The following is a 12,835-nucleotide window of genomic DNA, read 5'->3' as shown; positions in this document are numbered from 1 at the left end:
GGGCGGGCTCTTGTCGGGCCGTCGTCCAGCGCCGAACCTGGACGTATGACCGTCAGTGAGGACACCCTCCCCGACCGTTCCCTCCTTCTGCGCACGCTCGTCCCGGTGCTCGGCCTGCTCTCCGCCGATGCCGTCGCGTGCGACGTCACCGCCGCCTACGTGTGGGGGGTGGACGCCTACCCGCACGGCACCCGGGTCACGCGCACACGGCTGCACGTGGCCGTGCCCCGGGGCGTGCGCCGCGTCGGCACCCAGGCGGTGGTGGCCCACCACGAGCTCGTCCCGCCGCACGAGCGGGTCGTGGTGGAGGGGGCACGGGTCACCGCGCCCGCCCGCACCGCCGCCGACATCGCCGCACGGGCGCCCTCGCTGTTCCTGGCCACGTCGCGGCTCGACATGTTCCTGGCCCGTGGCCTGGTGCACCGGCACGCGCTGGTCGCCGCCGCCCGGCGCCGCCGATCCCCGCGCCAGCACGCCAGGCTGCGCGACGCCGTGCGGCTGAGCTCTGGTCTGAGCCACTCCCCCGCCGAGTCGTGGGCCCGGGTCCTGGTGCGCTCGACCCGGCTGCCCGCGCCCGAGCCCCAGTGCCCCGTCCCCACCCGGGAAGGGATCTTCCACACCGACCTCGGCTGGCCGGGCTACCGGCTCGCGTTGGAGTACGACAGCAGGGAACACCACGCGGACCCGCGGGCGCGGGCGCTCGACCGGTACCGGTACGCGGCCATGGCGGACGAGGGGTGGGGGGTCGTGTCCATCGGGATCCACGACCTGTCCGCCCGTCCCGGCCGGCTGCTGCGCCGGCTCCAGCGCGAACTCACCGCGCGGGGCTGGACCTGTTCTCCGGAGGACGAGCAGGCCGTGCAACGGGACGCCCTCAGGTTCGATCGACACCCGCCCCGGCTGCGATGAGGGGGGACGGCGTGGATCGGGGCGGCGTGCTGGTGGAGTACACGGCCCTGCTCCTGGTGGTGGTGTCCCTGGCCGTGGCGGCCTTCTCCTTCGTGCCCAGGACACCGGTGGCGCTGGGTGCCGCCGTCCAACGGATCCTGGGCGGACAGGCCACCGGGACGGAACCGGTCGGGCACGGCCCGGGGCCGGGTGACGGCGGCCCGGAACCCGGCGGGTTCGAGGACGGGGACCCGGCCCGGGACCAACACGGGAACGGGGCCGGAGATGTCCCGGCCGATGGGCGCGGGGATGCCCCGGCTGACGCGGGCGACGGCGGCGGCCGTACCCCCGCAGGTGGCGGCGCGGACGCCGTGGGGCAGGACTCCGCGCCCGGGAACGGCGACGGCCCCGCCTCCGGCCCCGGCCTCGGGCCAGGCTCCGGGCCGGGCTCAGGGGCGGGCTCAGGCCAGGAGTGGACGCTGGATCCCGTGGCGGCCGCCGACGCGGTCCTCAGGTGCGCGCGGGGTCGGTTGTCGGCCGTCGGGCGGGTCGACTGCGCCCTGGCCGTCCTGGGCCTGCTGAACTCCCGGGTGCTGGAGGCGACCGTCCTGCGGTTGGAGGCCGACGAGTGGCTGGAGCTCTTCGCCAGCCGCCGATTCTCCGGCTCCCTGGCATCGCGGGTCGCGATCCGGACGCTGTGGGAGCATGCTTCGGAGGAAACGCTGCGCATACTGGCGCGAACCCGTACCTTCGAGTTCGTCGGACCTGCTCTGGACTCCCCCCACCGCGAATACGTGCTGCGTTTCGTGGCCTCCGGAGGTGAACTCCTGCGAGCGACCCTGGAACCTGCACCTGTTCGCGACCACTCCGCGCCTCCGAGCAAGTACTCTCCGGAATCAACGGATGGCTCTTCGACTCCAGCCTCCGTGCGCGCCCCGGGCCCTGCTCACACCCACGCCCCCCAGAATCGAGGTCCCACCCGTGTCGACGTCGATGCCGGACGCCTCCCCCTCCGATCACAGGCCATCACCCGCCCCGGGGCCCGACCGCCTCCGGCCGGGTTGGTTCCTGTGCCTGACCGTGGTCCTGGCCTGCCTCGGCGCGACCGCGAGCGGGTGGGGTCTGACCCGCATGGCCACGAACGAACCCCTGCCGGACCTCACGGCCTCTTCAGCGCTCACCAACCCGTTCGCCGCCACCGACGGGGGCCCCGAGAACGCCCGCGGGGCCGTACAGGCGGCGGTCGAGCTCGTGGAGGCCGCCTCCTCCTTCCACATCACGTTCACCCTGAGCGACGGTGGCCCCGTGCCCCTGGGCGCGGCGGCGGTGATGGGGAGCGCGATCCCCGTGACGCTCGCCACTCCGGCCCTGGAACACGGTCACGCGATCTACGACGACGGGGCCGACCCCGCCTTCGAGCACTACGTCGACCGCGCGGACGGCGAGGAGGTCTACCGGTACGAGATGGACGGCCAGTACATGATGACCGCGACGAACGCGGTCCCCGGCCTGCTCGTGCTGGATCCGCCCAGCGCCGCGGACCGGTACCTGTGCTCGCGGACCTTCGCGTCGGCCCGGCTGCGCGAGGTGCTCATCTCCTCGCCCGACCTGGCGTTCGCCGGTGGGGAGCAGGCACACCTGGCGTGGCCGGGGAGGAAGGCCGCTCACGCCGCGTATCGGTACACAGGCACGTTCACCGCGATGCGCGCGGACTTCGAGGACGGGGCCAACACACTCCGCGCCGTCGAGGACGCCGAGTTCGAGTTGTGGATCGACCCGCGCGGCTATCCGCGCAGGTTCGACTACAGCTCACCGGACGGGCACAGCGAACGCTACGAGTTCCACGGGTTCGGCATGCCCTGACCGGGACCCCCGCACCCGGGGTCGGGGGCATCCCACCCCGCCCGCATCGCTCACACCGCCTCAGGAGCGCGTGGGTCCCCGCCCCCGGTCCCTCAGGGCCGGGAAGCCGACCTGAGGCCCGCTCCCGCGGAGACGAGGTCGGGCACGTCCACGGTGTCGTCGATCCCGTAGGCGTAAGGGGGGTCCGGAACGTCGCCGCGCAGCTCCGGCTGCTCGGTGTCCACCAGGAGGTTGTCCCTGGTCACCACGTTTCCGGGTTCCTCGTCTCCGGCGGAGACCGACATCGCCGTGTCCTCGAAGTAGTTGCCCTCGACCAGGACCAGGGAGCCGTGTGTGGAGAGCACCCCGTAGTCGGCGTTGCCGCGGAAGTAGTTGTTGAACACGTGCACGTGCTCGGCGTTGCGCGCCCGCGGCTGGGCCCCGGCCGTGCCGTCGAAGAAGTTGTGGTGGATGCTCACCCGCAGGGCGCCGGGTTCGTCGTCCTCGCCCCCGACGACCAGGGCGGACTCGGCGTCGCTGAAGTGGTTCCAGGACAGCGTGACGTAGTCGGACCCGTCGTCCACCGTCACCAGGGGATCGCCGTCGCCTCCGGAGAACGTCGACCCGTCCACCCACACGTGGTGGCTGCCGCCCCGGACGGCCAGGGCCGTTCCGTCGGCGTCCACGCTCAGTCCGTCCAGGACGACGTTGGCCGCGCCGTCCACCACCAGGCGCCCGTCGGTGAGCTCTGCGCCGTCCTCCCCGGCGACCAGGGTCTTGTCCGAACCCACCTCCAGCGATCCGCCGAGATCGATGGTGCCGTTGACCTCGACGGTCAGGGGTTCGTCCGAGGACAGGTGCTCGGCCAGGTCGTCGGCGTCCGAAGCGGTGACCGTCTCGCCGTCCGCGCCCCCCGTCACGCCCGGGTACTCCTCACCGTCCGCCTCGGCCGGGTGGCCGGCCCAGCCCAGTGCGGTGGCCTGCTCCTCGGCCGTCTCGGAGGGAGCGGCGCTCTCCTCCTCGGGCGGGGGAGCGACGTCGGCGTTCACCGGCTCGGTGTCCAGGGGGTCGTCATCGCTGGAGCAGGAGACCAGAGCGGCGCACAGCAGTGCCGCCGCGCCTGCGGCGGCGAACGGGTGAAGTCTCATCGAGGGCTTTCCACGAGCGGGGCGAGGGGGTGTTGTCCGTCCTCCGAGATTGTCACAGCTGGGACCCGAGCCCCAAGCCGACCCCGAACGTCCCTCCCCGGGCAGCCCGGCGAGACCACGCGCCCCGGCCTCGGTTCCGCCCCGCCCGACCCGGCTCTCGGCCTCCGGGCACCGTCCGCCCGGCAGGACAGGAACCGGGGGTGCCGCCTGCGGTGAGAGGCGACGCCCCCGGAAGGTACGTCGTCGACGGAGCTGGTCCCGTCGGCTCGGCGGGCTACTCAGCGGCCCAGCCGATGTCCTCGTACACGTAGTCCGAGGCCAGACCGTACTCGCCCCAGTTGTGCAGGTCCTCGTTCACCACGTACAGGCCCGGGCGCTCGAAGAACGGGATGGTCACGACCTCCTCCCACAGCATGCGGTCGATCTCGTTGGCGATCTCGGCGTAGCGGTCCGGGTCGGTCTCGGAACGCAGCTCGGCGAACGCGTCGTCGATCTCCTGCGTGGACGTGCGCGCGAGGTTGTTGCCCCACTCGCCGTCCTCGTTCGGCATGCCGTAGTTCTCCTGGGAGTCACCCGCGTACGGGTTGGACCCGGTGAGCACGTAGGTGGCGAGTTCGTAGTTGCCCGGGATGATGTACTCCGAGAACAGGGCGTTGGACGGCACCTGCCGGACCTCGACCTCGATGCCGACCTCGGCCAGCATGTCGCGACCGATCTCGGCCTCGTCCTTGGCGATGTCCAGGTCCTCGGAGGCCACCCAGTCCAGCGTCAGCGTCTCGCCGTCCTCGTTGGTGCGGAACTCAGCGCCGTCCTCCAGGGTCCACCCGGCCTCGTCGAGCAGCGTGGCGGCCTGCTCGGGGTCGAACTCGCCGTACCCCTCGCTGTTGTCCCGGTAGCCGTACTGGCTGGAGCGCAGCAGGCGGTTGACCTCGCCCGTGATCGGCCAGTTCACCGCGCCCAGGGCCACCTCGGCCAGAGCGTTGCGGTCGATGGCCAGGGAGATGGCGTGGCGGACGTCGACGTCCTCCAGCTGCGGGCTGGCGCCGTTGAGCGAGGCGGCCCGGTGGCCGTGGTTGACGGCCTGGGTGAAATAGGCGCCGTCGCCCTCGCGGTCCTTGAGGAGCTCGTACCCGGCGGCGTCGTAGCCCAGGTAGAAGCCGTCGACCTCGCCGTTGTTGAAGGCGGCGGCCATGGCGTCGCTGCCCATGGCGTCGAAGACGATCTCGTCCAGCAGGGGTTCGGTGCCCCACCAGTCCTCGTTCTTCGTGATCGTGACGCGCTCGGCGACGTCGTCGAACTCCACGTCCCCGAACGGGCCCGCGGTGACGGGGTAGTCCTTGCGGTAGCCGTCCTTGAACTTCTGGTCGTCCGCCATGTACTCGGCCGGGTACAGGGGGGAGAACAGGGAGGGCCACTCGGCGTAGGGCTCTTCGAACTCCAGGGTGAAGGAGTACTCGTCGTCGCCGGGGACGAACTCCGACACCCGGTCGTAGCCGTCGATGCCGCCGAGTTCCCAGTCGCCGTCGCGCTCGCCGCTGAGGGTCTCGAGGTTGGCCTCGTAGTCGTCGGCGGTGACGGGCTCACCGTCGGACCACACCGCGTCGGGGTTGAGCTCGTAGTGGACCTCGAGGCCGTCGTCGCTGACACCGAAGTCGGTCACGAAGGCGGTGTTGGGAGAGGCCGTGCCCTCACCGTCGTACCGGGCCGGGCTGGGCAGCACGGCGGCGGCCACCCGGCGGACGTTGGCCAGGTTGCCGTCGACGTGGTGCATGTTGTGCTGCTCGTCGTACGCGCTGATGGCCCACACGAAGGTGCCGCCCTCCTGCAGGTCCGCACGGGGAGCGGGGTTCAGGTCCTGGGCGGAGGGAGAGGCCGCCTGGGTGTTGCCGCCGTCGCCTCCGCAGGCAGTGGCCACCAGGGCCAGGGCCGCGACGGGTGCGAGGTAGCGCACCTGCCCGATTCGCATGGGGATTCTCCTCCTGTTGGGTGATCCGGCCGGCGCGCGGGACGGCGCCGACCGTGCCTTTCCGAAACGCCGGGCTCAGACACCCGCCGGCCGCTCCGCGAAGTGACAGGCCGCCGACTGATCACCCCCGTCGACCGACGTGACCCGAGGTTCGATGACCGTGCACTGCTCCCGGTCGGGTTCGGAGAGGGTGCTGAACTTCTGGCACCTGGTCCGGAACCTGCAACCCGAGGGCGGGTCGGCGGGGCTCGGCAGGTCTCCGTCGAGGACGATGTGCGTGCGCGCGCGCTCCTTCTCCGGGTCGGGGATCGGAATGGCCGACAGCAGCGCCTGGGTGTAGGGGTGCGAGGGCCGGCCGTAGATCGATTCGGTGTCACCGATCTCCACGATGCGGCCCAGGTACATGACCGCGACCCGGTCGGCGATGTGCCGGACCACCGACAGGTCGTGCGCCACGAACAGGTAGGACAGTCCGAGCCGCGCCTGCAGTTGCTCCAGCAGGTTGACCACACCGGCCTGGATGGACACGTCCAGGGCCGACACGGGCTCGTCCAGCACGAGCACTCTGGGCTCCAGGGCCAGCGCACGGGCGATGCCGATGCGCTGGCGCTGGCCACCGGAGAACTCGGCGGGGAAGCGTGTGGCGTGCTCGGTGTCCAGACCGACCAGGTCGAGCAGGTCGTAGACCCGCGCGGTGGTCTCGGCCTGGGATGTCCCGTGGGTGCGCAGCGGTTCGGAGATGATCTCGAAGACGGTCATGCGCGGGTCGAGGGAGCTCATCGGGTCCTGGAACACGATCTGCATGTCGCGCCGGAGTCGGAACCGGTCGGTGCTGCTCAGGCTCGCCGTGTCCCGTCCCATCAGCTCGACTCTGCCCCGTTGGGGCGTGTCCAGCTCCATGATCTCCATGAGGGTGGAGGACTTCCCGCAGCCGGACTCGCCGACCAGGGCGAGCGTCTCCCCCTCGCGGATGTCGAAGTCGATGCCGTCGACCGCGTACACGGTCCCCACGCGCCGCTTGAGCACCATGCCCTTCTTCAGCGGGTGGTGCTTGGTGAGATCGGTGACCCGCAGCACCTCAGGACGGTCCTGACGCGGTGTCCGCGACGCCGGCGACTCCGGGATCTCGGGGACGGGATAGATGTCGCGCGCGGTCCACTGGTGCTCGGCGATCTCCTCGGAGCGCAGGCACGCCGATCGATGCGCCTCCCTGTGGGCCGTGTCGTCCACCGCGGGCGCACCCCCGAGGGCGGCACGAGAGTTCCGTACCTCCTCCCGGGAGGGCTGGGAGCCGATGGTCACGAGCGCCGGCTCGCCCATCTCGCACTCGGGCTCGGCGATGGGGCAGCGCGGCGCGAAGGCGCACCCGGTCGGCAGGCCGGACAGCGACGGAGGGTGGCCCTGGATGGGGACCAGCGCGCCCTGGCGTTCCACGTCCATGCGGGGCACGGAGCCCAGCAGGCCCATGGTGTAGGGCATGCGGCTGCCGTAGTAGATCCGGTCGACGCTGCCGGTCTCCACGGGCCGGCCCGCGTACATCACCAGGACGCGGTCGACGAGCCCGGCGACGACGCCGAGGTCGTGGGTGATCATCACGATGGCCGCTCCCGTCTCGCGCCGGGCCGTGCGCAGCAGGTCGAGGATCTGCGCCTGGATGGTGACGTCCAGTGCGGTGGTGGGCTCGTCGCAGATGATGACGTCGGGGTCGTTGGCCATCGCCATGGCGATCATGACGCGCTGGCGCATGCCGCCGGAGAACTCGTGGGGGAAGGAGCGGTAGCGCGACGCGGCGTTGGGGATGCCCACCAGCTCGAGCAGTTCCACCGCGCGTGCGCGTGCCCTGGCCTTGGGCTTCGTGGAGTCGTGCACCAGGACCGCCTCGGCGAGCTGGTCGCCGACGGTGTAGACGGGTGTGAGTCCCGACAGCGGGTCCTGGAAGACCATGGAGATGGCCTTGCCGCGCTTGCGCGCCATGGTGCGGTCGTCCAGGCCCAGGAGTTCCTCGCCGTGCAACCGCACCGAACCGGTGATCCGCGCGTGGTCGGGCAGCAGACCCATCACCGCCATGGAGGACACGGACTTTCCGGAACCCGACTCGCCGACGATGCCCAGCACCTCGCCGCGGGTGACGGAGTAGCCGACACCGCGGACGGCGTGGACGTCGGGACCGCCGTTCGGCCCGGGGAAGGTGACGTGCAGGTCGCAGACCTCCAGGACCGGCGCGTCGTCGGTGTTCTCGCTGTGCGCTGCCTCGTGGTCCGCGACGGTGTCAGTGCTCATGGTGGGCCTCCCCTGAGGCGTGTGCGGTGGGTGCCGCCCGTCGCGGGACGAGGCTCCGCGACGGAGGCGGCAGTGGGAGATCGTGCGGGAGTTGCGGTGGTGGCGTCGCGAGGACGAGGAAGGAGCCGGCCCGGGTTCGGCTGTCGGCTGACGTGAACACGGTGGGGGCGCAGGTGGGGCGCCGCGCGGGGGGGGGTGCGTATCCACTGACCACGCCCTAGGACCGGCGCGAAGCGGACTGCGGGTCGAGGGCGTCGCGCAGGCCGTCACCGACCATGTTCACGGCGAGCACCATCACGATCAGCAGGGTCGTGGGGAAGGCGAACACCCACGGCGCGGTGGTCGCGAACGAGGAGCCCGCCGCGATGACCATGCCGAGGCTGATGTCGGGTGACTGCACGCCCAGTCCGAAGTAGCTGAGCGCGGTCTCCCCGATGATCGCGGCGCTGACCATGATGGTGGCGTCCGCGATGAGCAGGGACGACATGTTCGGCAGGATGTGGCGCAGGATGATCGTGCGCGCGGGTACGCCCATGAAGCGCGCGGCGTGGATGTACTCGCGTTCGCGCAGCGAGATGGTCAGTCCGCGCACCATCTTGGAGGTGACCATCCAGCTGGACGCGGCCAACAGGACGACCAGGACGAGCCAGCCGCCCTCGCCGACGAAGTGCGTCGACAGGATCGCCAGGATGACGAAGTTCGGCAGGACCAGCGCCAGGTCGGCGATCCACATCAGGCCCTGGTCGGTGACTCCGCCGCAGTAGCCGGCGAAGGCGCCGACCAGGGCGGCGAAGCCGGTGGAGACGAGCGCGACGAGCAGCCCGATCAGCAGGGACTTCTGCAGACCGGCCGTGGCCTGGGTGAAGATGTCCTGGCCGGTGCGGTTGGTGCCCATCCAGTGTTCGGGAGTGGGCCCTTCGAGCATGGCGGAGAAGTCGCGTTCGCCCAGCTGCCAGGGGCTGATGAGCGGACCGAGGAAGGCGACCGCGGCCAGCAGGGCGAGGAGGACGAGCCCGACGATGACCCGTCGGGTCCTGATGAGCCGGCGGCCCAGGTCCGTGAGCCGGCTCGGTGCCGGGGGCACGGTCGGTGCCGGTTTCGGCGCCGCACTCTCTTCGGTCGTGCTCATGGCGTGCTCTCCAGCTGGGGCGCCGCTACGGGGCGCGGGGCGTTCGGAAGGCGGTGGAGGTGGGCCCGCGGTCTGTACTGCACGATCACACCCGCACCCTCGGGTCGAGCCAGGCGTAGAGGAGGTCCGAGAGGAACGACGCCGCCATGATGGTGATCGCCATGAACCACGAGACGGCGGCCACCACGTGGACGTCGTGGCGGAAGATGGAGTCGATGAGCCATGCCCCCATGCCGTGCCAGCCGTAGATCTTCTCGGTGAAGGTCGCGCCCGAGACCAGAGCACCGAAGGTGAAGGTGAAGTAGGTGATGGTGGGGATCAGCGCGGTGCGCAGCGCGTGCTTGAACAGGGCCTGGCGGCGGGTGAGCCCCTTGGCCATGGCGGTGCGCACGAAGTCCGCGCCGAGCACGTCCAGCATCATGTTGCGCTGGTAGCGGGCGAAGGCCGCGAACAGCGCGACGGCCAGGACGAAGGTGGGCAGGATCGCGTGGTGCAGGCGGTTGAGCAGGAGCTCCCACCACATGCCGTCGAAGCCCGCCGAGTACTCACCGGAGTAGCGCAGCAGCCGCAGGCCCAGGCCGTCGTTGATGAGGACCGCGATGACCTGCACGACGATCGCGATGACCACCGTGGGGATCGAGAGGACGAAGAAGGACGCGGCGGTGGCGGCCTTGTCGAAGCCGCGGTGCTGGCGCACGGCGGCGCAGGCGCCCACGGCGATGCCCATGGCGCTGCCGAGAATGGTGGCGACCGTGATCAGCCGCAGGGTGACGCCGGCCTTCATCCACATCTGGGCGGTGACGTCGCCGCCCTGGATGTTCCGGCCGAAGTCGCCGGTGAGGACACCGCCCATCCAGGTGACGTACCGCTCGGCCAAGGGAGTCCGGTCATTGAGGTTCAGCGAGTCGAGCTGGTTGTTCACCGCCTCGGGGGACGGCGGTGGCTGCATCTGTTCGAAGTACGCGCGCGGATCCAGATTGGTGGCGGCGAGCAGGTAGGCGAAACTCGTCGCGAGGAAGATGAGCACGACGTAGTTGAGCAGCCGCCTGGCCAGAAACTTACCCAAAACCATCTCCGAACCTCACAGCCGAGTCCGGCGCTTGTCCATTGGTGTGCGCGGTCGTGAGTGGGGCGTCCGTGGCCAGGGGGCCGACAGCTCAGGTGGTGGCCACCGTCAAGCATTCGAGACCCCTCGAGCAACAGGGATGGATACTCCCGGCGACTGGCGGAAAACTCTATTCCCCGATTCACGATCTGTGACCGGAATGCCACGATCTTGCGGGACCGCGGGACACTCGACGGTAACCGCTGCATCAAGAAAAGACAACGCTGAAGATTCTACCCGCCAGTACTGGTCAGAATTCCTTGATATTGACCAGAACGACCATGAAAGTCCGGTACGTCGACATGACCCCTATTTCCACATAGAAATACCCATTCGCGGCACGACAACCACGGCCGACGCCCACCTCACCGCGAAGCTAATCTCCGCGTCAGCCGAAGATAAGAAATGGCTGCAAATACACATGGAAAACAGCAAACCGGCATAGAACCTGCCGTATCTTCGCCACGCCGCGCCGCACGCGCAGGTGCACGGCACCTCCCGGTGCGCCGTCGGCACCGCCCCTCCCGGTGCGCCGTCGGCACCGCCCCTCCCGGTGGCGAGCGTCAACCCCGACCGGCCAGCAGCAGCGACACAGTCCTCACGCGGGAGTGCGATGCGGCGGACTCGTCCTGGACATCCGTCGAGGCGTTCCCCGCTCGAGCCCGTGGCCGCAGGCGCGGGAGCAGCGGCGCCACCGTCCCCGCCCGCGCCGCGCCCCACCACGTTCCGGCCGATCGCGCGGCGTCCCCCGCCATGCCCAGCACCGTCCACGTCAGGGGGCCGACCAGCACCGCGCCACGGTCCGCGCGCCAGGCGGCCAGGTGTGGAAGCACCAGCGCGGCACCGCCCACCAGGGCGATCCGCCGTGCGCCGCGTCCGCGCCGCAGGGCGCACGCCGCCACCACCGACGCGGCCACGGGCCACCAGGCCTCCCGTGCCACGCGCGCCCCCAGGCGAGCCGTGTGCGCCATGTCCCCGGCCACCAGCCGCGCGGTCTCCGGCCAGGGCGGTACCGCGCCGCCGGGTTCCTCCCGCACCGCCGCCACACCCGCGAGCGCCGCGACGACCGCTCCCGAGCCGGGGCGCCCCGACGCCGTCAACGCCAGGCCCACGGCACCCTCCGGGGAGAGCTCGGGCCCGGCTGCTCGGCGTCCGTGCCTGCGGGCCAAGGGGGCTGCCTGTGCCCCCGCGCTGAAGCAGGCGCGCAGGTAGCCGCCGAGGTCGGTCACCGGACGGGTTCGGATCCGGGAGCGGGGTTCGTAGCGAACCGCCCAGCCCTCTCCCGCCAGGCGCCATACCAGGTCCAGTTCGGCACCGGCCCCCAGTTCGGGTCGCAGTCCCCCTCCCCCGGCCGCGGTGCCCCGCCGCGACCCGTGCACGTGCGTCTCCCCAGTGGCCGCGGAACCGCGTTCCAGCGCGGAACGGCGCAGGACCAGAGCGGGCAGGGGCCGCAGGGGATCCGCCGCGGTGTGCTCGTTGCCGACGCCGGGCTGCCCCGGGCCCTGCCCCCACGGCAGTACCGGAGCGGGGTCCGCGCCACGGTCCGGACCCACCCGGCCGGCGGCGACGGCGGCCACGACCCGTCGCCAGTGGCCGGCCCTCCGAGGGCGCTCGGTCAGCACACGCGGGACGACGGCGGCCACAGCGGGGTCGGCGAAGTGTCCCAGTGCGGCGTCGAGCCACCCGGGCCCGGGACGTGATCCGGACTCCAGCAGCACCACGACCTCGGCCGCGCACACGCGCAGGGCCTCAGCGCGTGCCTCGGGGCCGCCGGCGGGGCCGGGCACGATCCGTGCGCCCCGGGCGCGCGCGATCCGGGCGCACGGGCCCGTCGCGCCCACGACCACCGGTCGCACCTCAGGGTGCAGTTCGGCGAGGCGGTCCAGCGTACGGCTCAGGCCGTGCGCGCCGGCCTGGCCCACCACGGCCACGTCCACGTCCGCGGCGGTGCGCCAGGGGAACGGCGGCAGGGGACGCGGGTGGGCGAGCCCGTCCTCGATGAGGGCACGCGCCAGGAGGCGTTCCGACCGGCCGCTGGGAGCGGAACCGCTCGACCAGCGGATCACCGAGCTGAGCTGCGAGGGCGTCAGCCGCAGCGCGCGCGGCGGACTCCCGCCCACCAGGACGTGGCCTTCGTCGGCCAGCCGCACGGCCCGGTCGATCTCGACACCGATGCCGGGCGGCAGGGGGGAGGGGGAAGCCATGCCCCATACCCTGTCTGGTCGGGCATGGGGGCGCAAGACCGGCACATGACCCGGAATTCAGGTCCACGTGATCAGATTGTTACCATATGGCGCAGGCCCCTGCGGGGGCGAAACCCCGCCGGTATCCGGTCCTGACCGGACCTATGACCCGGACAGAGATCCTCTTTAACCAGTTCAAGCGGGGTTATCCTGACCAAGCCAGGTCGGCCGGGTGCCCAGGGAGGTACGGAGCGTATGCTATGCCCGACTACGCCCTTCAGTGTCGCAGGGCTC

The 12,835-nt window shown here is 71.3% G+C and carries 8 protein-coding genes; 2 read left to right on the top strand and 6 right to left on the bottom strand.

The window, feature by feature from the left end; translation table 11 throughout:
* Nucleotides 1–45: 45 nt before the first annotated feature.
* Together M1P99_RS18570 and M1P99_RS18565 are read left to right on the top strand one after the other, a co-directional pair.
* Entirely contained in the window at nt 46–909 is an 864-nt protein-coding gene (locus M1P99_RS18570; protein WP_304453864.1) for a hypothetical protein, read from the top strand.
* A gap of 1,110 nt (nt 910–2,019) precedes the next feature.
* Nucleotides 2,020–2,751 carry a hypothetical protein gene (locus tag M1P99_RS18565; RefSeq protein WP_304453863.1) on the top strand — a complete coding sequence of 244 codons (732 nt, stop codon included), beginning with the start codon at nt 2,020–2,022 and terminating at the stop codon, nt 2,749–2,751.
* A 92-nt stretch (nt 2,752–2,843) separates the two neighbouring features.
* Here M1P99_RS18565 and M1P99_RS18560 read toward each other — a convergent pair whose 3' ends face one another.
* From M1P99_RS18560 to M1P99_RS18535, 6 genes are all read right to left on the bottom strand, one after another.
* Nucleotides 2,844–3,878: a polysaccharide lyase family 1 protein gene (locus tag M1P99_RS18560; RefSeq protein WP_304453862.1), complete on the bottom strand. Its 1,035-nt coding sequence runs from the start codon at nt 3,876–3,878 to the stop codon at nt 2,844–2,846.
* A 274-nt stretch (nt 3,879–4,152) separates the two neighbouring features.
* Complete coding sequence (locus M1P99_RS18555) at nt 4,153–5,844, bottom strand: ABC transporter family substrate-binding protein (protein WP_304453861.1); 1,692 nt, start codon at nt 5,842–5,844, stop codon at nt 4,153–4,155.
* Nucleotides 5,845–5,919: 75 nt separating this feature from the next.
* Complete coding sequence (locus M1P99_RS18550; protein WP_304453860.1) at nt 5,920–8,124, bottom strand: ABC transporter ATP-binding protein; 2,205 nt, start codon at nt 8,122–8,124, stop codon at nt 5,920–5,922.
* Between the two features lie 217 nt (nt 8,125–8,341).
* The gene (locus M1P99_RS18545) at nt 8,342–9,253 is read right to left on the bottom strand and encodes an ABC transporter permease (protein WP_304453859.1); all 912 of its coding nucleotides are present in this window, start codon (nt 9,251–9,253) and stop codon (nt 8,342–8,344) included.
* Between the two features lie 85 nt (nt 9,254–9,338).
* Nucleotides 9,339–10,319: an ABC transporter permease gene (locus M1P99_RS18540; RefSeq protein WP_304455748.1), complete on the bottom strand. Its 981-nt coding sequence runs from the start codon at nt 10,317–10,319 to the stop codon at nt 9,339–9,341.
* A 602-nt stretch (nt 10,320–10,921) separates the two neighbouring features.
* Nucleotides 10,922–12,562 (bottom strand): family 2 glycosyl transferase, encoded by a 1,641-nt coding sequence (locus M1P99_RS18535; protein ID WP_304453858.1) that lies wholly within the window; start codon nt 12,560–12,562, stop codon nt 10,922–10,924.
* Nucleotides 12,563–12,835 lie beyond the last annotated feature (273 nt).

The sequence above is a fragment of the Nocardiopsis sp. YSL2 genome (genome assembly GCF_030555055.1).
GTDB lineage: Bacteria > Actinomycetota > Actinomycetes > Streptosporangiales > Streptosporangiaceae > Nocardiopsis.
This window is presented reverse-complemented; position numbering and strand designations above follow the sequence as displayed.